We start from the raw sequence: 21698 nt of genomic DNA, 5'->3' as shown, positions 1-21698 counted from the left end.
AACTACAAATGCTTGATAAGTTTGCTCACCGCGAGGGCGAAATGGGTGAAGACGATGGTCGGGTTGCCGTTCTGCGACAACTGCGCCGAAGCGCTCTCGATCTGGGCGATGAGCGGCTCGATGTTGCGCGAATCGACGAACGGCGCGAACTTGGAACAGAACGCCAGCTCCTCGCCCCAAAGGTAACCGACCTCGGGAATGGCGGCGTGGAGCATGAAACTTTCGCGCAGGAGCCGTGCGGCGTCGAGCAGGAAAGCCCGCTGCTGCTCGCGCGAGAACTGGGCGGCCTCCTCGGCCCAGGCGACGAGTTCGAGGTGCTTGTCGTTGTAACTCAAACGCATCAGCGAACAGAAAAGCCCGAAATTCTCGTGACGCAGAGCGTCGTTCTCCCCGGCGGCCAAGTGCTGCAACTCCAACAGACTGCCCCCGGCGAGCCGGGCCATACTGCGCGCCTGGACGGGGTCGGTGACGCCGCTGTCGAAGGCGGCGCGCTCCAAAACCGCGGGCGCGATACGCGGCACAGCGACCTCCTGCGTACGCGAGAGGATGGTGGGCAGCAAACGGTCGGGCCGCTCGGAGACGAGGACGAAGAGCGTGCGCTCCCAAGGCTCTTCGAGAATCTTGAGAATCTTGTTGGCGGCCTCCTCGTTCATAGCCTCGGGCAACCACACGAGCATGACCTTATAATCGGCCTCGAAACTCTTGAAAGAGAGCTTGCGGATGATTTCGTCGGCCTCGCGGGCGGAAATCATCCCCTTGAGCGTCTTGCCGAGGTCGAGCCTGTCGTACCAATCCTGCGGCGAAACGTACCCGCGGCGCTCGGCGAACAACTCGCGGAAACGGGGCAGAAACTCGTCGCTCAACATGACCTCGCCGGACTTCTTGCCCTGCTTGTTGACGGGAAAAACCAGATGGAAGTCGGGGTGGGCCAAAGCGGCGATCTGCCTGCAATCGGGACACTCGCCGCACGAATCGCCGTCGTGGCGATGGCGGCAGCAAAGATACTGCACGTAAGCGACGGCCAACGCCAACGACCCGGCCCCGGCGGCCCCCGTAAACAACTGGGCATGGCTGACACGCCCGGTATCGACCGAACGCGCCAAATGCCGCTTGAGCTCCTCCTGCCCTATGATGTCGGCGAAACGCACCTCTCTGTTCTACTTTTTTCTGAGCGCGGCCCGCACCAACGCCCCGACGTCGATATGCTCGCGCCGGACGAGGTAGGCCGAATAGCCCGCAAACAACACTATATTGAACGCATAACCCGCAAACATATTGCCGACGCGGGCCGCGAACGATTCGGCGACGAAGAAGACGCCCAAAGCGACGACGACGAACTCGCCGATACGCCCCCACTCGTAAGGAGTGGGAAAGAAACGCCTGTTGAGCCACCAACTGACGGCGACCATGACCGACTCGCTGGCGAGCCGGGCCCAGGCGGCCCCGAAATAACCCCACAAGGGAATGAACCAAAAACCGAACAGGAGCATGGCGGCCAAACCGGACCCGGTGACGACGATGGCGAGCGGAGTACGCTCCTCGCGCTTGTACCAGAACGAAAGGTTGAGCCACACCCCCGTGAGAACGTTGGCGCCGAGCACGACGGGCAGGATATGGATGCCCTCGCGGAAATCGCGCCCGACAATCAAGGCGAAGAAATCGCGGAACAAGGCGATGCCCAGGAAGATGAGCATCGACGCCATGACGTAGTACTTGAGCGCCGCGGCGTTCATCCGCACGAAATCGGACTTCCGGAAATTGGAGAGGAAGAACGGCTCGGCGGCGAGGCGGTACATCTGGTAAAAGAGCATCATGACGACGGCGATTTTGGTGATGGCGCCGTAGACCCCCAACTGGGCCATCGCCCCGGCGGGAACCAGATATTTGATCAACTGACGGTCGATGAACTCGTTGGCCGTACCTGCGAGCCCGCCTATCAAGAGCGGCAGGGAATAGGCGAAGATGACGGCCAGCAACGCCCAATCGACGCGCGGCACGATCCGGTCGACGGTGGAGAGGATGACGCACCATGTGGCGACGCTGGCGGCGAGGTTGGCGACGAAGACCCACCCGACCCCGAACTCGGACGCAAAGAGCCCGGCGGCCCCGAACGCGAACGCGAGAGCGACGTTCAACACGACGTTCAAGGCCTTGATACCGACGAACGTGAGCGACCGCCCCTGCTCGCGGAGCCGCGAAAAGGGAATGCAGGCCCACACGTCGAAAAGGATGATGGCCCCGACCCAGACGACATACTCGGGATGGGCGGCGTAGGCCTCGCCCATGACGCGGGAAAGGGAACCGCGGAACCCGACGACGAACACGAAAAAGACGAGCGCGGCGAGCGACGTGATGCCCCATGTGGTGGCGAACAAACGCCGTTTGGCCGCGATGACATCGCCCCCGGCCTGGTCGGCCTTGGCGGAGAAACGGAAATAACTGGACTCCATCCCCATGGTCAGCAGCGTGAGCGCCAAGGGGATGAGGGCATAGACATCGGTGACGATACCGTAGGTCTCCTGCCCGAAGATACGGGTATAGTAAGGCGTGAGCAGATAGCTCAGAAACCGCACCACGATGGTGCTGATGCCGTAGACGGCCGTCTGTTTCGCCAGTTTTTCGAGCATGGAAAAAGGTTAACTTGGCAAAGATAGCGCAAGTCGAACGCAATGCCAAATTTATTTGAGCATTGCTGAGACGAAGCCTATCTTCTGTAAAGATACGAATAAGCGAGAGCAAAAGCAAGTTCACTTGCATTTTGCCGAGCATGAGTATCTTCGGCGAAGCCAAAGTGCGCAAGTCGAACGATAATCAAACTACCGCTTGCTTTTGCCGAGACGGAGTATCTTCAGGTGGCAACGACATGTCATGTTGAGCGATAGCGCAACATCTGTGCAGTCAAACGATATGGATTCTTCGCTGTGCTCAGAATGACAAAGAAAAAAGCACGAAACGGCAAAAACTTTTCCCTTTTCACCCTTCACTTTGACTTACAGCCACTTCTTGTAACGGAAATACCAGATGGTGAGCCCCGAACAAAAGATCATGAGCCCGATGGCGAAGAGGTAACCGACGGGAACGACCCACCCGTTAGGCAGCGTGAGATGCCAGTCGAGCTCGGGCATGTACTTGAAATTCATGCCGTAAATCGAAGCGATGAGCGTAGCGGGCAGGAAGATGACGGCGGCCACGGAGAAAATCTTGACGATTTCGTTCTGCTCGATGTTGATAAGACCCAACGCGGCGTCCTGGATGTAGTCGAGACGCTGGAACGAGAAATCGGCGTGGTTGATAAGCGAATTGACGTCCTTGATCATCAACTGCAACCGGGGATAGATGTCGTTGGGGAAACGCTCGGAACGCAGGATGCCCGAGAGGACGCGCTGACGGTCGAAGATATTCTCGCGCAGCGACATGGTACTCTCCTGCAAGGCGCTGATGCGGTGCAGCACCTCCTTGTCGATGGTATCCTCGGAATTGATGGCCTTGGAAAGCGAGGCGACCTGCTTGGAAACGAGCTCGACCATGTCGGCGTCGAAGTCGATGCGCACCTCCAGTAACGAAATGAAGAGGTGGTAACCCGTCGGATAACTCCGGTAATTCATCTGCAAACGCTTCTCGGTCTCGCGGAACGTGCGCGACTCGGCCCCGCGGACGGAGACGAGGACCCCCTCGTTGGAAATGATGAACGACACGGGCTCGACGACGAACGAATCGCCCGTAGGCACGAAGAAATTGGAGTTGGAGACGATGGCGTTCTCGCTCTCGGAATACTTGGAAGTCGATTCGATCTCCTCGACCTGCTGCTTGGTCTGGAGACTGATCTCCATGAAGTTCTCGACGGCTTTCTGCTCCTTGATGGTGGGAAGCAACATGTCGATCCACAGGATGTCGTCGTAGCCGAGCTCGTCGAAGAGCCGGGTGTCGGCATTGCGGATGATTTTGTTATACTGCTTGAGGTAGATGGTAATCATGAAAAGGGCTCTCTGAAAGGTTGTGGAATCCGTGGGCGAAGAGAGGCGGGCATCCGGCCCGCAAAGCTCTTCAGCCGGGATTGGCCCTCGGAGCCACCTTCAGCCCCCGGTCCCAGCACGCGAGAAGCGCCTGCCGCCGCTGCCGTCCGAACAAGGTGTCCCGACGCTGCGGCGCGCAAGAACCCGGCCGCGCGAACGGAAGCGCGGAAAAACAACGGACGAAAAGGAGGGGGAGGGACAACGGTCGGGCGGCACGCAGGCTACCTGCATGCTGTGCGCCGCAAAGCGCCGGCATCGTGCCGGAACACGACGCAAAGGCTATACGCGGAACTATGACCATCGTCCATAAAGGGTAAACAGCGTTGGTTAATGCGACAAAGTTATACAAAAATCGGTAGCTTTTTATACAAAACCGTCAAAAAAAACCGCCCGAAAACTTGACAAAGGGGGTATCGCCGTTATATATTTGCACTGCGGTTCCGACACAGCCCCGGGCCCGGGGACGAATTATCCACACACACGAAAGATTGGTTCTCAATCCGTTGGCCGCAATCATCAACACTTATTGACATTCTGTCGCCAGGTTATCGACACACGCTGCCTGCCGTTGCCGCTTCTCCGGACCGCCATGCCGGACCTGCAAATTCCTGCTCTTTTCTGCTCTTTCGCAATGCGGCCGGTGCGCAAATCGGCGACCCTACTTGCAGCCATTCGGCGGCGCGTCTGAGGTTCTTGTCTGCAATCTTGTATCTGCGGTCTTATAGTCGGTCTTGTCCACAACCTTATTTGCGACCCTGCCGCGCCCTGTCCGTGTCCGGCAAAAGACAGAACGGGACGCTTCGTACCCCTGAATTCGCCGAAAAAGTCCTGCTAAGGCATAATCGAACCTGTTCTTAAACCAAGCGTTGCGCCACAAAGCGGCAGACCAGCCGCATTCCCAAACGGCAAAAGCGCCGCCCCTTTTTCACCTTGAACCCCTTTTCGAGGGCTTGACATGTCGGCGCGATGAACGCGGAGCCCGGCTCGCGCTTGCAGCGCGACCGCCCCAGCCGGGCCTGCGAGTGGTTGCGGCGGCATATGTCATTCTGAACAAAGTGAACCGACGAACAAAGCATGTGCAGAGACTGCTTGCAGGCTATGCCATGCAAGGAGGAGGTCAACAAGCGCAGCGCAAGTTAAGAATCTATTTTGCGGGGAAACAGATTCTTCGTCAAGGCACTGCCTTTCCTCAGAATGACAAGGCGACTACAGTTGACCTTCTCACCTTTCACTTTCTACCTTTCTACTTTTCACTTTTCACCTTAAAACATGCTATCCTTCACCACCCAACCCGCAGACTGCGTGCCTGCGGGACAACGAGCCGAATACCGTCTTGCGTGCGACCCGGCGCAGACGGCCGACATCCGGATAACGGATTCGCAGACGGACGAGCTGCTGGGCACCAAACGTTTCGTCGACGTAGCGGAAGCCGTGTTCGATGCCGCGCCCGTAGTCCGGCGGCACATCGCGTTCGCCCCCGAATCCGGCACCGCCACGGGGTTCATCGCGAACACCGACCGGATACGCAGCGTAAAGGTCTCCGCCGCACCGACCGACGCCCCCGCCCAAGCGGTCGTCTCCTCCGCCAGCGTGTACTACGCCGCCACCGAAGCTGCACCGATTCCGTCGCTGCTGACCGCCATGCCGCTCCAGCGGCTGCTCGCGCCCGGCGAACAAGACGAAATCACGCTGCTGAAATACGGTCTGCTGCGGATGACCGTCACGGCCAAGGGACCCGCCGGAGAACGGACGCAGAACTACACCAGCACCTCCACGCCCATCCACCTGTTCCGGCTCTGTGCCGACGATTTCCCCGACGCCGAACAGCTCACCCTCGATTTTGCCGGAGTCGGAACGGTCGTCTACACGACAGCGCCGAAACCCCACGATGCCTGCCGCCTTGCCTGGCGAAGCCGCGCCGGGTCGCTGGAACACTACACCTTCCCCACCGAAGTCTGCGCCACGGTCGAAGCGTCGAAAACCCGGATATGCGGTCCCGACGGATATTCGACGACGGCCAGCACGGAAAAACGCCGCACCCGTCTCCGCTCGGCCTACGAAACGCGCGCCGCGGCCGAAGCGCTGGCGGAAATCGTCGCCTCGCCGCAGGTGTGGCGGGTGGCGGGCGGGCGCTACGAACCCGTCGACGTAGTGACCGACACGGCCGTGCTCCAGCGCCAGGGGGTGCTGAACATGCTGGAAATCGAAATCCGCCCCTGCAAAACCGACCGGCCATGGAGATGACGGTGCAACTCCGCATAGACGGTCGGCCCTGCGACCTCGGGCCGGGACCCTGCGCCGTACCGGGCTATTCGGCCGCCCGGACGAGCGACCCGGACGCCTGCCGCGAAGGCCGCAGGATGCAGCTCGCCATTCCGCCCACCCCGCGCAACCGCACCCTGCTGGGCGACCCCCGCGACCCGCACACGGGGAGCCGCTTCAATGCCGCCCTGCACACGGCGACGATAACGGCCGAAGACGCCGTGCTGCTGGAAGGCACGGTCCGCCTGCTGGCGGCATCGGACGAAGCGTTCACCCTCGAAATCCGCGACGGCGGAGCGGGCTGGGCGGAACGGGCGGCGCGGCGGATGTTCAACACGCTGGGAATCGACTACCTCAACCCGCTTTCGGCCGAGACGGTCCGCCGAAGCTGGACCGACGACGCGCCCGTCAAGTTCTTTCCCATCCACCGCGACGAATACCCGCAGCTCAACAACCCGCAGGACCTGCTCCCGGCCGAACGGCTGCTGACGGTCGACGACTACCACCCGTTTCTCCACGTCGCCACCCTCGTGGAGCGGATGTTCGAGGAAGCGGGCTACCGGATCGAAAGCGCCTTTTTCGCCACGCCGTTCTTCCGGTCGCTCTACATGAGCGGCGCCTACCCCTCGCGCGACACCACCGCCGCCACGGCCCGGATGGGGTTCTTCGCCCGGCGGCTGGCCCCGGCGACCGCCACGGCGAGCCCGGCGGGGATGGTCTACGCCGACCCCAAGGCATCGGTCAACACGGTGGGCAACATCGTCGACACGGCCACGCCCCAGACGACCGACGCCGACGGCGAAGCGATTCCCGAACTCTGCAACAACGGCGGCTCGTTCGGCCTGACGAACGGAATGATCCGCTTCACCCCGCCGACGCAGGTGAGCGCCGGGTTCGAGTACTACCTCAAGTACACCACCGACCACCGGATAGCGAGCCGCACGCAGCTCCGGGGATTCGACACGGTGTACCTGGGGCCGGGGTCGCGGCTGAACTTCACGCTGGCCAACCGCTACGAAGACCGCCGCCCGGCGATGCGGGCCAATTACGCCTACCGCATCGTAGTCTTCGGCCACACCGCGGGCAGCCAATACCGGCTGACCTGCACCCTCGACGGCGTCGCCGGAGCGGCATGGACCACCTTTTCGGGCCGCTCGGCACGGGTCGCGAGCCCGGTATCGGGGAATCCGGCGAACCCCGTTCTGTGGGTCATGCGCGACGGGCAGTGGACCCGCTACGCGGAAGACTGGGCGCTTTACGACGGCAACGTGGAGGAGACGGGGCAGACGACCGTCGAACTGCGGGTCCGCACAGCCGCGGAATTGGTCTCGCCCGCATCGCCCAAGTATTTCTACGCCATCAACTTCTCGGGCGCCGAGGCGGGCATGGCGCTGACCCTCCACAAGGAATGCTCGCTGCGGCCCTGCTTCCTTTCGAGCCCGGGCTACGGGTCGGTGCTGCGCTTCGCCGACGTCGCCCAGCACCGCATCCGCCAATCGGAACTGCTCGAAGCGCTGGCCCACCTGTTCAACCTGCGGTTCTACACCGAGGAAGCCACCCGGCGGGTCTTCATCGAACCTGCCGACGGCTTCTACGGAAGCGGTCCCGAAGCCGACTGGCGCACCAAAACCGATTTCTCGCAGCCCGTGGTACTCGAAGAAATCGCGCCGCAGGTCCACGAACTGCGCACGTGGTGCTACCAGGAGGGCGACGGCGCCGTGAAACGCTACGAAAGCGACGCCGACACCGCATTCGGAGCGTGGAACGTCCGCACCGACAGCTGCGCGGCCAAGCAGGGCGAACGGACCGAACGCAACCCGCTGTTCGGCCCCACGCTCAACAGCACGGGACACTACCGCAACGCCCCGGCGGCGCAGCTGATGCAGGTGGGCGACCGCGACGATGCCGCGCAGGACGGCACCAACTTCACGCCCCGCATCGTGCGCTACATGGGGATGCACCCGCTGCCCGACGGCCAGCGGTGGGGCTACCCGCTCCACGCGGCGGAATATCCGCTGGCAGCGTTCCACTTTGCGGGCGACGCCACCGCCGAACCATTCACACTCTGCTTCGAGGACCGAGACGGCGCGCAGGGACTGCACCGCTACTACGACCGCCAGACGACGCAGGAAGCGACCCGCCAACGGATCAGCCTCTCGCTGCGGCTGGCGCCCGACGAATTCGCAGCGCTCCTGGCTCCGGGAACGGGCGCACCGGACATCCGGTCGGTATTCCTGCTCGACACGGGCGGCGACACGGTCCGGGCGACGCTCCACGCCGTCGGCGACTACGACCCCGCCGCAGGCTCGGTCCGCTGTACGTTCACCCGCCTGCCGGAAGACTGAAAACAAACCCTTTACAAAACCTCAAAAAAAATGGACTTTCAAATTCGCAACGCCTCCGATGCCTGCCACATCGACATCGAGGGGACGATCGGAGTACCCGAAGAATGGCAGTTCGACCAACCGCAGCAGCGTGTGGCCACCTACGAAAAATTCCGCGACGCCGTGCAGCGCATCACCGAAATCGACGCCCCGGAAGTGGTGGTCAACATCCGCTCGACGGGCGGCGACGTCAACGACGCACTGCTCATCCACGACGCCTTGCGCCAACTCCCGGGCCGCGTCACGACCCGCTGCTACGGCTACACCGCCTCGGCCGCCACCATCATCGCGCAGGCCGCCAGCGAGGGCCGCCGCGAAATTTCGGCCAATGCCCTCTACCTGATCCACACCTCCATCTGCGCCACCGAGGGCAATGCGGCGGAACTGAGCGGCAAACTCGACCTGCTTCGCCAGACCGACCGCCGGCTGGCCGAAATCTATGCCGCCCGCTCGGGACGCACCGCAGAGGAGTTCGAGACGCTGATGGCCGAGAACAACGGCAGCGGCCGCTGGCTCTCGCCCGAAGAGACGGTTGCGGCGGGGCTGGCCGACACGATTGTGGGCGCAGAAGAAAAACCGGCCGAACAAAAGCCCAAGAACGCTGTGCGCGGCTGGGAAAAACTCCTCACCCACTTAGGAATCCGCACCCCCGCCCCGCCGCAGCTGCCCAAGGACCGCAATGTCCTGCATTTCGACGACGACCACGCCGCCGCCCAACGCCGCTCGGAAGTCGCAGCCGAAGAAGCGTTCCTCCATGCCGGACCCACCCGGGTCCTGCCCTGCGACGACCCCGGCTATGCCGAAGCCGTCCGGTCGGCCAACCAACGGGCCTACGACGCCGACGCACGCCAGTTCCGGAAATAGCGACGAAAATTCACAATTCACAATTCACAATTCACAATTCACAATTCACAATTCACAATTCACAAAAAAGTCATGTTGAACGCAATTAAACATCTGTAAAACAGATTCTTCACTTCGTTCAGAATGACAATTTTTAATTCCTAATTTTTCATTTTTAATTACAACAAGCCATGAGTTTCTTGGAAAACGCCAAACAGTACACTGGTGCCGATCTCGACACCATCTTCTTCCGACCCTTTCTGACCGGGCCCTCGGCCCAGGAACTGGGCGTGCGGGTGCTCTACAACATGCCCGTCCCCACCACCGTCCAACTTTGGGACGGACGGCTCAACATCCTTCAGAAACACACCGGGAAAGGCTGGACCGGGGGCGCCGCCGCCACCAAATACCAGAAGACCATCTCTCTGAACCGCGTCAAGGCCGAACTGGGCTTCTCGGCCTCCGACTACTTCTCGCTGGTCTACGAGAAAATCGCCACGGGCCCCGACGTCAACATGGACGACCTGACGGGCACCCAACTCGAACAGGCCGAGACCGAACTGTTCCGGCAAGCCGTCGCCGAGAGCATCCGCGCCACCATGTGGGTGGGCGACATCGAAGCGACGAAAGGCTACAACACTTTCGATGGGTTCCTCAAGACCGTCAACGACTGCATGGTTGCCGAATCGTTCTACACCCTGCCCTACCAGCAGGCGAGCCTCAACGCACCCGACGGCGTCATCGAGATTTTCGACGCCCTATGGAAAAACGCCGACACACGCCTGCAAGACGGTAAGGCCGAAGGGCAACTTGCGCTCTTCGTCACCTCGGACCTCTATTTCCTCTACGAGAAGTACCTCGACGCCAAAGGCACCGACGCGGCCTACATCGACTCGATGAACGGGCGCCAGACCCTCGCCTACCACGGCATCCCGGTTGTCGACGTGCGGCTGGGCAACTACCTCCCGGAGACCTCGTTCCACCAGTCGTTCTGCCTGCTGACCGACCGCCGCAACCTGGTGCTGGCGGTCAACACGGCCGACTTCCCGGGCAACGAAGTCCGCATGTGGTACAACCCCGACGAAATGGAAAACCGCCAGCGCGCCCTCTTCATGGCCGGCTGCGACGTGCTCGACGAAACCCTGCTCGCCTATGCCTACCGCGAATAAACGCCGCGCCCGCAGAGACCGTAAAGCGCTTCTGCGGGCGCTTTCTCCCCAAAACACCCCTGCCATGGAACGCAAAAACCCCAAAATCGCCCTCGGCGTCACCGCCCGCACCGACCCCTACGCCACGCTTGGCGCAGCGACGGTCCGCAGCGACAAGTTCTGGCGCTGGGGCGACGACAATCTTTTCCCCAGCGCGCTGGCGCTGATGGCCCGCCGCTCGACCACCCACCGCCGCATCATCAACGACAAGGCCGACTACATTTCGGGCAAAGGCTTCGTCTGCGACGAGACGGCGCAGCCCCGGCTCCGGGCGTTCGCCGACCGTGTCAATCCGCTGGGCGAAAGCCTGCGGCAGGTGCTCAACAAACTGGCTTTCGACAAGGCGCTTTTCGGCAACGCCTTTCTGGAAGCGGTGACCGACGCGCAGCACTCCTTTCTGGCACTCTACCACCAGGACGCCACCCGCTGCCGCATCGCCCGCGACGAACGGCACATCCTCCTGCACCACGACTGGGCGGCCTTCAAACCCGGCGAAGCGCAGACGCTGCCCCTCTACCCCGCATTCGAGGAGCAGGCCGATGGCACCGTGCGGTCGCTGATCCACTACAAGGACTACGAACCCATGTACACACACTACGGCGTGCCGCCCTACATAGCCGGATTCGGAGCCTCGGCCATCGCCTACAAGACCGACCGCTGGAACATTTCGCGCCTGGACAACTCGTTCCAGCTCTCGGGCGTCCTGCTGCTCGATTCGGCGGTCGACAACGAAGCCGAAGCCGAACGCATCACGCGGCTGGCCGAGGAGAAGTTCGCCGGCAACCCCGGGCAGGTCATGTTCGTCATCCGCGACGGCGGCGACGAAAAGGACCATTCGCAGTTCATCCCCATCTCCTCGCAGAACGAGGGCGACTGGCAGGCGCTCCACGCACAGGCCGTCGGCGACATCGTGGTGGCCCACTCTTGGTTCCGGACCCTGAGCGGGCTCGACTACGCCGGAGGCTTCAGCGCCGAACGCATCCTCCACGAATACGAAGTGGCGCTCAACACGGTGATTCTCGGCGAGCAGGCCGAACTGATGGAACCCATCCGCGAAGCGCTCCGCACGGTGGCGGGGCTCGACGCCTCGTCGCTGCAAATCGTCAACCGCCCGCCCACGCGCTCCAAACCCATCTACATGAAGGTCTGGGAAGCGCGCAAGGCCGACGGCCTGGACTACGACCCCGACGACGAGCGCCAGCAGGCCTTTCTGTCGGAAATCACGAAGTACAACATCCGAAGCATCGAATAATGAAGACACTGATAACTCCGGCGCAGGTGCTCGCAACGGCGTTCGGCGACGGCGAAACCCTCCCGCCCTCGACCGTCGCCGCTGCCGACATCGCCGCCGCCGAAGCCCGCTGGATCGTCCCGGCCATCGGCCGCAGGCTCCACGAAAAACTGCTGATCGGGGGCTACTCCGACTTCCGCAGCGAGTATCTCGCAGCCCCCACGGCCTTCTACACCCGCGCCCTGCTGCAACCCCGGCTCGACGTGAGAACCGACCGCAACGGCACGATGACCCCCGAATCCGCCTACGGAAAACCTGCCGACGAAGAAGCCCGGCGCAAACTGCGGCGGCATCTGCTCCTGCAAGCCCGCACCCTGCTCGACCGTGCCGTCGCCTACCTCGACGAACGCCCGGCCCTCTTTCCCGAATACGAACCCGGCGCCAACCCTGCCGCCCGCAGCTCCGTCTGCGGCGGCATCGTACTGCTCCGCTAAAAAACAATCTTAACTTATGGCAAGAGGTCTGAACAACCGCAATCCCGGCAACATCCGCCAGTCGAATGGCCGCTACAAAGGCGAGGTCCGACCCTCGCGCGACCCGGCGTTCAAACAATTCGAGACCATGGCATGGGGCTACCGGGCGATTTTCGTGCTGCTCCACACCTACCGCACACGCCACGGACTGCGCACCATCGCCGCAATGATCGCCCGCTGGGCCCCGCCCACGGAAAACAAAACCGAACTTTACATCCGCACCGTCTCCCGCCGAAGCGGAATCCCTGCCGACCGGCCGCTCGACACCCGCGACCGTCGCACCATGATTCCCATTGCGGCAGCCATTTCGTTCGTCGAGAACGGCACGGCCGCCGACATGCACGACGTCGAAAAAGGGTGGGAGCTGTTTGCCGATTCATAATTCACAATTCATAGTTAGCGGAACCAACCGGACACAGCTAACAAAAAGAATTTCCGCACACGAACAACTACAATCCGCCTAAGTTGAGACCCTCAAAATAACCACTCTACAAGGATTCGCCAATTATGAATTGTGAATTTTGAATTATGAATATTTTCTTCGTATCTTTGCCCCGCAAACAGGCGGAAATGGGATGCGGTCCGCGAGGCCGCGTTGAGAACCGCCGGTGGTAACATCAAAACATTCAAAAACCAATGAAAACCATTGCTGTAAAAGCTGCGAAGCGTGCCGATTTCGGCAAGAAGGCCGCCAAGGCGGTGCGTCGCGAGGGGCTGATTCCCTGCGTATTGTGCGGTAACGGCGAGACCGTGTCGTTCTCGGTCGACCCCCGCGACATCAAACCCCTGATCTACACCCCCAACTCCTACATCGTCGAATTCGACTTCGACGGCAAGACCGAAAAGGCCGTGCTGCGCGAGGCTCAGTTCCACCCCGTCCGCGAGGAGATTCTGCACCTCGATTTCTACCGCATCGCCGACGGCAAGCCCGTGTCGATCGCCATTCCGGTGCGTCTGACCGGTAACGCCGAGGGTGTGAAGGTCGGCGGTAAGCTGGCCCTCTCGGCCCGCAAGCTGACCGTCAGCGCGCTGATGGAGAACCTGCCCGACGAAATCGTTGTCGACGTGACGCCGCTGGGTGTGGGCAAGACCATCTTCGTGGGCGACCTGCAGTACGAAAATCTCAAGTTCATCACGCCGGCCACCACGGCCGTCTGCGCCGTGCGCGTAACCCGTGCTTCGCGCGGTGCCGCGGCTGCCGAAGGCAAATAACCGCGCTGAGGCATGAAATACCTTATTGTTGGGCTGGGCAACATCGGCGCCGAATATGCCGACACCCGCCACAACATCGGTTTCAAAGTGTTGGACGCTCTCGCCGGAGCGTCCAACACGCTTTTTACCACGGCCCGCTACGGCGACGTGGCCGAACTGAAGCACAAGGGCCGCACCCTGGTGCTGCTCAAGCCCTCGACCTACATGAATCTGTCGGGCAAGGCAGTGCGCTACTGGCTCGACGCCGAGAAGATTCCGCGCGAAAACCTGCTGGTCATCTCGGACGACATTGCGCTGCCGTTCGGGACGCTGCGCATCCGGCAGCGGGGAAGCGCCGGCGGCCACAACGGGCTGAAGAACATCGCCGAGCTGCTGGGCAGCGAGGATTTCGCACGGATGCGGTTCGGCGTAGGCGGCGATTTCCCGCGCGGCCACCAGGTCGACTACGTGCTGGGCGAATGGACGCCCGAGGAACGCGAAACGCTGCCCGAACGGCTCAAGGTCTTCGGCGACGCAATCCTGTCGTTCGCCACGGTGGGCATCGAACGGACGATGAACTTCTTCAATAAGAAATAGACGAACGGCAACAAGCCCCTGCGGTACCGTACCGGCGGGAATCCGCCATCTACTGAAAACCCGCTGCATGACGCAAACACTCACGCAGCGGGTTTTTCCATACGTGCCGCTCAAAGAAAACTCCATTCTCAACTTCTCCGCCGCCAATAGGCCCCGAGCGCCAGCAGGGTGAGCCCCTCCGACAAAGGCATGGCCAACCAAATACCCGCGACCCCGAACCACCGGGGCAGCAACACGAAACTCGGCACAAGAAACACGCATCCGCGCAAAAGAGCGAAAAACGTTGCCGGACGCACCCGTTCGAGACTTTGGTAATAACCGATGGCGGCGAGGTTGACGACGAAGCAGACGAATCCGGCGGCGAAGAGCGGAAACCCCTCGACGGCGAGCCGGGCCGCCGCCGTCTCCAACGGCAGAAACAGCCCGACCAACAGCTGCGGACACCCCACGAAAGCCAGCGCGACCGCTCCGCCGCAAAAAACAGCCGTGGCAAGGGCGACACGCTGTACCGCGGCAACCCGGTCAAGACGGGCGGCTCCGAAGTTGAAGCTGACGATCGGCTGGGCCGACTGGGCCACGGCATTGCCTATCATGAAAACGAACGGCGCATAGTAGCAGGCTATGCCGAACGCCCCCACACCGTCGTCGCCCAAGTAGTGCATGAAGACCAGATTGCCGGTGAACATCAGCACGGCCATCGTCGCCTCGCCCAACATGGCCGACGCCCCGATGCGGCACTGGTAACCAATGTTACGCAAGGTAAGACGCAGACTCTTCCGGCTGGATTTGAGAGGATAAAACCGCAATGTCCGAGCCCGACGGAAAAGATAAACCCCAACGATTATACCTCCTATGGCTACGGCCAGGGTCGAAGCAAGCGCCGCTCCGAAGACGCCCCATCCCAACGGAAAGACGAAGAACCAGTCGAGCACGACGTTGACCAATGCCGAAACGACGCTGCACCACATGGCCAGACGGGGTGCGCCGTCCAGACGCACGACGAACAATCCCACGGCAACCCACATCTGAGGAACCAGTGCCGGAACGAAACCCCACAGATAATCGACGACCATGGGCAACAGACGCTCCGACGACCCGAGCCACGCAGCGACAGGACGCACGAAGCCAAGAATCGAGGCCGAACACACCAACGTAACAAAGGTGACGAACAAAAACGCCTGCGTGACGTTGATGCGTGCGGCCTTGACCTGCTGCCGGGCAAGGTGGATCGACGCAACGACCGAACAGCCGGCTCCGACCATCAGTCCGAAGCCTGTGAAGATCATCAGCAGCGGAATGCAGATGTTGATGGCGGCGATGCCGTCGCTGCCGACCCCATGGCCGACAAAAATGCCGTCGGCGACCGTGACGGCCGAGATGCTGAGCATACCCAGCAGCGTGGGAACGAAAAATTTGCGGAACAGGCGGCCGACATGTTCCGTCCCGAGGTCCAATGCGTCTCTTTCCATAAACCGAAATTGCTGTTATTCACCGGCGGGCACAAAAAAGGCCGGACAAGCGTCGTGGTTTTACCCAGTCATCTTATCCGGCCGTGTATGCGACCCTCCGATGAGGATTACAAAACTCCTTTCTATTTCGGTGCAAAGATAGCAAATATTTCCCGCCCGGCCAAACGCTACTCCTCGTCGTAATAAATCCCGTCCATCAGCTCGTCGAGGTCGCGGCGCTCCTTCTTGGTCGGACGCCCGGTGCCGCGGTCGCGGAAGACGAAGATGGTTTCGCGCGGCACGTTGAGCTTGTCGAGCTCCTCCTGCGGCGTGATGTTGAGGCAGTAATCGGGCACGTTCTTGGCGGGCTGGCGGCTCGAAACCAGGTCGAGCACCTTATAGGAATAGGTCACCTGCTGGCGCCGCACTTCGATGCGGTCGCCGATCTTCACCTCGCGCGAGGGCTTGGCATAGGCCCCGTCGACCGTGACCTTGTTGTTGCGGATGGCGTCGGCCGCATCGCTGCGGGTCTTGAAAACCCGCACGGCCCACAAATATTTGTCCAAACGGATAGCGTCTGCCATTTCAATTCACAATTTAGAATTCACAATTCATAATCGGAACCGACCAATTCGTTCACCAAGCAATTATGAATTGTGAATTATGAATTTTTAATTCCCGTACAATGTTTCTCCCTTGGGCGTGTCGTGCGACTGCTCCTCGTTCTGACGGCTGACGCTGAGAATCATCCCCAGGGCGATGGAGGTGAAGAGCACCGACGACCCGCCGCGCGAAATCAGCGGCAGCGTCTGCCCCGTTTCGGGAATCAGATTGACCGTGACCATGATATGCAGCAGCGCCTGACACGTTATCTGCAACGCCAGTCCCAAGACCAGCAGCCCCGGAAAAGCCGTGCCGCAACGGCGGAAAATCTCGATGGCCCGGAAGAAAATCCACAGGTAGAGCATCAGCACCGCCACGGCCAGCAGCAGCCCGTATTCCTCCACGAAAAAGGCATAAGCATAGTCGCTCTCCGGGTGAATCATTTCGACCCGCATGGCGCTCTGACCGGCTCCCTCGCCGAGAATCCCGCCGTTGTGAATCGCAATCATCGAGCGTTCGGTATCGGTCAGTTCTTCGATGGGTTTCTCGGTCTGCGTGTGGGTCCACAGATTCGCCCACGTCGAAAAGCGCCCTTCGGCCGTCGCACCGCGGCCCCAGCTGAACAGCATGGACAGCAGCACCACCACCAACGCCCAGACAACCAGTTTCATCAGCTCGCGGAACCGCACGCGGCCGATAAGCATCATGACCCACGAAGCCATGAAGACCAACAGCGCCGACGAGAAATGGGCCGGGAAGATGACCAGGCACGACACCAGCATAGGCACCAGGATGGGCCATGTCCCGTCGCGCCAGATGCGCCGCTGCTCGCGCGAGGAACGCCACGTCCAGAACTTCCACGAGGGCACGATGCGGATTTTGTCTATCTTCGACTGACGCGCCGCCAGCTGCCGCGCGAGAAAAAGCACCGTCGCCACCTTGAGCGCTTCCGAGGGCTGGAACAGAAACGACCCGATGGGAATCCAGCGCGCCGCGCCGTTGGCCGACACGCCGAAGAAATAGACCCCCAGCGTCAGCAGCACCGAGAGATAATAGACCGGAGCCGCCAGGTAATGGTAAATCCGGCTGTTGATTTTCTGCACGGCCAGCATGACGAACATGCAGCCGCCCAGGATGAACAGCTGCTGCCGCAGAAAATGGGCCGTCGTGCGGGCCGTATGGGCGTCGTAGGCCATCTTGGCGGTCGACGAATAGACCACCAGCACCGAAATCACCGCCAGCGTCGCCACGATGATCCACAGCACCCGGTCGCCCGTGAAAAGGCGGAACTTGGGTCCCTCGGCCGTATCGGAGAAATTTTTCATTCGCAGTTTTCCAGCACCCACTTCTTGAAGAGCTCGCCGCGGTTTTCATAGTTTTTGAAGAGGTCGAACGACGCGCAGGCGGGCGACAGCAGCACCGCATCGCCGGGCCGGGCCGCAGCCTTGGCCGCCCTCATCGCCGCATCGAGCGAACCGGTGGAGACCACCTCGGGCACCACGCCGGAGAATTCGCCCACCAGCTTGGCGTTGTCCAACCCCATGCAGACCAGCGTATGGACCTTTTCGCGGGCGAACCGCTTGAGCGGCTCGTAGTCGTTACCCTTGTCCGTACCCCCGGCAATCCACACCACGGGCCGTTTCATGCTCTCCAGCGCATACCACACCGAATCGACGTTCGTAGCCTTGGAATCGTTGATCCACAGCACCCCGTTCTTCTCGGCCACGGGTTCGAGCCGATGTTCGACAGGCGCGAAATCGTAGAGCGCCTTGCGGATTTTGGCCGGAGCCACCCCCGCGGCAAGGGTCGCCAGCGCCGCGGCCATCGCGTTGTAGGCGTTGTGAAGCCCGGCAATCCGCATCTTGTTCATGTCGATTTCGACCGACGCCTTGCCTGCCGTGGCCGTGAACTTGCCGTCGCACAGAAACGCATCGCCGGCACCGCTCGCCACGGCGTTACGCGCCGCAAAAGGCAGCTGCCGCACCCGCAGGTCGTATTTCGGAAGCTGCTGCCAGATGACCTCGTCGTCGCCCGAATAGACGAACCAGTCGCGCGAAGTCTGGTTCTGCGTGATACGCATCTTGGAATCGGCGTAGTTCTGGAAACAATGGTCGTAGCGGTCGAGGTGGTCGGGCGTGATGTTCATCAGCACCCCGATGTGGGCGCGGAACCGATACATGCCGTCGAGCTGGAACGAACTGAGCTCCAGCACATACCAGTCGTAGCTGCCCGTAGCCACCGAATAGGCGAAACTCTCGCCGATGTTGCCGCCGAGCGCCACGTTCAGCCCGGCGTCGCGCATAATCTTGTAGATCAGCGACGTGGTGGTCGTCTTGCCGTTCGAGCCCGTGATGCAGATGCACTTCGCACGCCCCATGTAGCGGCCCGCGAACTCGATTTCGGAGACGACGGGAATCCCCGCCTCGCGGATTTTCCGCACGATGGGCGCCGTCTCGGGGATGCCCGGCGACTTGACCACCTCCGTGGCGGCGAGGATGCGCTCCTCGCTGTGGCCGCCCTCCTCGTAGGGTACCTGCCATTCGTCGAGCTTCTGCCGGTAGCGTTCGGCAATGCGGCCGCTGTCGGAGAGAAAGACCCCGAACCCCTGTTTTTTGGCAAGAATCGCCGAGCCGTAGCCGCTGATTCCGCCGCCCAATACGACGATGTTTTTCATTGCTATCTGATTTTCAGCGTCACCAGCGTGATGGCGGCCAGCAGCAGCGAGATGATCCAGAAGCGGATGGCTATCTTGGTCTCGAACTGGCCTTTCATCTGGTAGTGGTGGTGGATGGGCGACATGAGCAGGATGCGCCTCCCCTCGCCGTACTTACGCTTCGTATACTTGAAATAGCTCACCTGGAGCATCACCGAACAGCTCTCCACGAGGAAGATTCCGCACAGCAGCGGCAGCAGCAGCTCCTTGCGGATGCACAGCGCGAAGACCGCAATGATGCCGCCGATGGAGAGCGAACCCGTGTCGCCCATGAAAATCTGCGCCGGGAACGAATTGTACCACAGAAAACCCATCAGCGCACCGACCATCGCCGCCGCGAAGACCACCAGCTCGCCGCTGTCGGGGATATACATGATGTTGAGATAGTCGGCATAGACGATATGGCCCGAAAGGTAGGCCAGCACCGCCAACACCACCACGATAGGCACCGAAACCCCGGTCACCAGCCCGTCGAGCCCGTCCGTGAGGTTCGCGCCGTTCGACACGGCCGTCACGACCAGAATGGCCACCAACACGTAGAGCATCCACGTAGCCACGTCGCGGCCCCCGGTCATCCAGCCGTAGTCGAACTCGTTGTTCTTGATGAAGGGGATGGTCGTTTTGGTGGTCTTGGTGCTCTCGGAGCTGAGCAGCAGGTGCTGCTGGATACTCTGTTCGACCGAACCGTCGGTGTTGACGTAGACCGTCTCCACGGGCTGGGTTACCTTTTCGCGCACCACGATGTCGGGCGACAGCCACATGGTCGTGCCCACGATGATGCCCAAGCCCACCTGGCCCACGATTTTGAAGCGGCCCTTGAGCCCCTCCTTGCGGTGGCGGAAGACCTTGATGTAATCGTCCAGCCCGCCGATAAGGCCCAGCCACACGGTCGAAACCAGCAGCAGCTGGATGTAGATGTTGTCCAGCCGTCCGAACAGCAGCGTCGGCACCAGGATCGCCAGCAGGATGATGACCCCGCCCATCGTCGGCGTACCGCGCTTCTGGAGCTGGCCCTCCAGTCCCAGGTCGCGGATTTCCTCGCCGATTTGCTTGCGGCGCAGGAAGTCGATGATCGAACGGCCGAAGATAATGGCTATCAGCAGCGACAGGATGATGGCCGCCGCCGAGCGGAACGAAATGTACTGGAACATACCCGAGCCGGGTATGTTGTGCATACGGTCAAGATAACGGAATAGGCTGTAAAACATGCTTATTTTGAGTTTTCATTCAACATATCCAGCGCCTTGCGGACCTGCTCCCGGTCGTCGAAATGGTGCTTCGTGTCGCCGATAATCTGGTAGTCCTCGTGGCCTTTGCCTGCAATGAGCAGGATGTCGCCGGGGCGCGCGAGCATGACCGCCGTGCGGATGGCTTCGGCGCGGTCGACGATGCGCAGGTAGCGCATCGCGGAGCCGAGCCCGGCCGTCATTTCGTCGAGAATGGCTTCGGGCGATTCGTGGCGCGGGTTGTCCGAGGTGAAAATCGCCGTCGAGGCATATTTCACCGCGATGGCCGCCATTTCGGGGCGTTTGGTCCGGTCGCGGTTGCCGCCGCAGCCGCAGACGACGATCAACTGCTGGGAGGGCGTGCGGATTTCCTCGATAGTGCGGATGACGTTCTCCAGCGCGTCGGGCGTGTGGGCATAGTCCACCACCGCCGTCGTGCCGTTGGCCGCCCGCACTACCTCGAAGCGGCCCGCCACCGAATGCAGTGCGCTCAGCACGCGCAGCACCTCGTCGCGCTCGAAGCCCAGGAGCCGCGCCGCGCCGTAAACGGCCAGCAGGTTGTAGGCGTTGAACCGCCCCGGAAGCGCCGCCCACACCTCGCAGCCGTCGATGCGGAGCAGCATGCCATCGAGGTGTTGTTCGATGATTTTGCACCGGAAATCGGCCATCGAACGCAGCGAATAGGTCGCTGTCCTGGCAGCCGTGTTCTGCACCATGATGCGGCCGTTGCGGTCGTCGATGTTGGTCAGCGCAAAGGCTTCGGCAGGCAGGGCGTCGAAGAAACGCTGCTTGGCCTTGATGTAGGCCGCGAAAGTCTTGTGGTAGTCGAGGTGGTCATGGGTGATGTTGGAGAAAAGCCCGCCCGCGAAACGGAGCCCCCGGGTCCGTTCCTGCACGATAGCGTGGGACGAACACTCCATGAAGCAGTATTCGCACCCGGCGTCGACCATCTCGCGCATCATGGCGTTCAGGCGAATCGTATCGGGGGTCGTGTGGGTCGCTTCGACGGTCCGTTCGTCGATTTTGTAGACCACGGTCGAAATCAGCCCTGCCTTGTGGCCGAGCGCCCGCACCAGGTCGTAGAGCAGCGTGGCCGTGGTGGTCTTGCCGTTGGTGCCCGTCACCCCCACCAGCTTCAGTTCGCGGCTCGGATGGCCGTAGAACGCCGCCGCCATGTCGGCCATGGCCCCCGCAGGGTCATCGACCACCGCATAGGCCACTCCGTCGGCGAGACGCTCCGGCAACCGGGCGCAAACCACCGCCGCAGCGCCTTGGGCGACCGCCGCGGGGATAAAATCGTGACCGTCGCATTGCGTGCCCGCCACCGCAAAGAAGCAGCTGCCCGGCCCTGCGCTGCGCGAATCGTAGGTCAGCGCTCCGATTCCGGCGTCGCCGTGCACCTCGCGCACGGGGGTCTCTTCCAGCAATTCGGAAAACAGTTTCATC

At 61.5% G+C, this 21698-nt stretch carries 18 protein-coding genes; 9 read left to right on the top strand and 9 right to left on the bottom strand.

Annotation, left to right across the window (positions count from 1 at the left end):
• Positions 1 to 2 precede the first annotated feature (2 nt).
• From QVG21_RS03935 to QVG21_RS03925, 3 genes are all read right to left on the bottom strand, one after another.
• On the bottom strand, positions 3 to 1148 hold the full coding sequence (locus tag QVG21_RS03935; protein WP_287922457.1) for a DNA polymerase III subunit: 1146 nt from the start codon (positions 1146 to 1148) through the stop codon (positions 3 to 5).
• Positions 1149 to 1157: 9 nt separating this feature from the next.
• The gene (locus QVG21_RS03930; RefSeq protein ID WP_287922455.1) at positions 1158 to 2627 is read right to left on the bottom strand and encodes a lipopolysaccharide biosynthesis protein; all 1470 of its coding nucleotides are present in this window, start codon (positions 2625 to 2627) and stop codon (positions 1158 to 1160) included.
• Positions 2628 to 2990: 363 nt separating this feature from the next.
• Complete coding sequence (locus QVG21_RS03925) at positions 2991 to 3974, bottom strand: magnesium transporter CorA family protein (protein WP_251213949.1); 984 nt, start codon at positions 3972 to 3974, stop codon at positions 2991 to 2993.
• Between the two features lie 1308 nt (positions 3975 to 5282).
• Here QVG21_RS03925 and QVG21_RS03920 point away from each other — a divergent pair.
• The 9 genes from QVG21_RS03920 (at position 5283) to pth (ending at position 14262) form a co-directional block, all read left to right on the top strand.
• Positions 5283 to 6257 carry a hypothetical protein gene (locus QVG21_RS03920; protein ID WP_287922451.1) on the top strand — a complete coding sequence of 325 codons (975 nt, stop codon included), beginning with the start codon at positions 5283 to 5285 and terminating at the stop codon, positions 6255 to 6257.
• The gene (locus tag QVG21_RS03915; protein ID WP_287922450.1) at positions 6248 to 8620 is read left to right on the top strand and encodes a hypothetical protein; all 2373 of its coding nucleotides are present in this window, start codon (positions 6248 to 6250) and stop codon (positions 8618 to 8620) included. The genes QVG21_RS03920 and QVG21_RS03915 overlap by 10 nt, the downstream gene beginning before the upstream one ends.
• 30 nt (positions 8621 to 8650) lie before the next feature.
• Positions 8651 to 9523 carry a Clp protease ClpP gene (locus tag QVG21_RS03910; RefSeq protein ID WP_287922449.1) on the top strand — a complete coding sequence of 291 codons (873 nt, stop codon included), beginning with the start codon at positions 8651 to 8653 and terminating at the stop codon, positions 9521 to 9523.
• 170 nt (positions 9524 to 9693) lie between these two features.
• The gene (locus tag QVG21_RS03905) at positions 9694 to 10671 is read left to right on the top strand and encodes a hypothetical protein (protein WP_287922447.1); all 978 of its coding nucleotides are present in this window, start codon (positions 9694 to 9696) and stop codon (positions 10669 to 10671) included.
• Positions 10672 to 10735: 64 nt separating this feature from the next.
• Positions 10736 to 11962, top strand: coding sequence for a phage portal protein (locus QVG21_RS03900; protein ID WP_287922445.1), 1227 nt, complete (start codon positions 10736 to 10738; stop codon positions 11960 to 11962).
• Positions 11962 to 12435, top strand: a complete 474-nt coding sequence (locus tag QVG21_RS03895) for a DUF6712 family protein (protein WP_287922444.1) — start codon at positions 11962 to 11964, stop codon at positions 12433 to 12435. Before QVG21_RS03900 ends, QVG21_RS03895 begins: the two co-directional genes overlap by 1 nt.
• Before the next feature lie 16 nt (positions 12436 to 12451).
• Positions 12452 to 12856, top strand: coding sequence for a structural protein P5 (locus tag QVG21_RS03890; protein ID WP_287922442.1), 405 nt, complete (start codon positions 12452 to 12454; stop codon positions 12854 to 12856).
• Positions 12857 to 13110: 254 nt separating this feature from the next.
• Complete coding sequence (locus tag QVG21_RS03885) at positions 13111 to 13686, top strand: 50S ribosomal protein L25/general stress protein Ctc (RefSeq protein WP_287922440.1); 576 nt, start codon at positions 13111 to 13113, stop codon at positions 13684 to 13686.
• A 12-nt stretch (positions 13687 to 13698) separates the two neighbouring features.
• Positions 13699 to 14262: an aminoacyl-tRNA hydrolase gene (gene pth, locus QVG21_RS03880; RefSeq protein ID WP_287922438.1), complete on the top strand. Its 564-nt coding sequence runs from the start codon at positions 13699 to 13701 to the stop codon at positions 14260 to 14262.
• A 128-nt stretch (positions 14263 to 14390) separates the two neighbouring features.
• Here the strand turns inward: pth and QVG21_RS03875 are convergent, their stop codons facing one another.
• From QVG21_RS03875 to QVG21_RS03850, 6 genes are all read right to left on the bottom strand, one after another.
• Entirely contained in the window at positions 14391 to 15731 is a 1341-nt protein-coding gene (locus tag QVG21_RS03875) for an MATE family efflux transporter (protein WP_287922436.1), read from the bottom strand.
• 167 nt (positions 15732 to 15898) lie between these two features.
• Positions 15899 to 16294, bottom strand: a complete 396-nt coding sequence (locus QVG21_RS03870) for an RNA-binding S4 domain-containing protein (protein ID WP_287922434.1) — start codon at positions 16292 to 16294, stop codon at positions 15899 to 15901.
• An 87-nt stretch (positions 16295 to 16381) separates the two neighbouring features.
• The gene (locus tag QVG21_RS03865; protein ID WP_287922432.1) at positions 16382 to 17638 is read right to left on the bottom strand and encodes an FtsW/RodA/SpoVE family cell cycle protein; all 1257 of its coding nucleotides are present in this window, start codon (positions 17636 to 17638) and stop codon (positions 16382 to 16384) included.
• Positions 17635 to 18987 carry a UDP-N-acetylmuramoyl-L-alanine--D-glutamate ligase gene (murD, locus tag QVG21_RS03860; protein ID WP_287922430.1) on the bottom strand — a complete coding sequence of 451 codons (1353 nt, stop codon included), beginning with the start codon at positions 18985 to 18987 and terminating at the stop codon, positions 17635 to 17637. The genes QVG21_RS03865 and murD overlap by 4 nt, the downstream gene beginning before the upstream one ends.
• A gap of 2 nt (positions 18988 to 18989) precedes the next feature.
• A complete protein-coding gene (gene mraY / locus QVG21_RS03855) occupies positions 18990 to 20234 on the bottom strand; it encodes a phospho-N-acetylmuramoyl-pentapeptide-transferase (RefSeq protein WP_251213962.1) in 1245 nt (414 codons plus the stop codon).
• Positions 20235 to 20236: 2 nt separating this feature from the next.
• Positions 20237 to 21697 carry a UDP-N-acetylmuramoyl-L-alanyl-D-glutamate--2,6-diaminopimelate ligase gene (locus QVG21_RS03850; RefSeq protein WP_287922428.1) on the bottom strand — a complete coding sequence of 487 codons (1461 nt, stop codon included), beginning with the start codon at positions 21695 to 21697 and terminating at the stop codon, positions 20237 to 20239.
• Position 21698: the final 1 nt, after the last annotated feature.

Source organism: Alistipes sp. UBA6068 (genome assembly GCF_949428155.1).
Lineage (GTDB): Bacteria > Bacteroidota > Bacteroidia > Bacteroidales > Rikenellaceae > Alistipes > Alistipes muris.
This window is presented reverse-complemented; position numbering and strand designations above follow the sequence as displayed.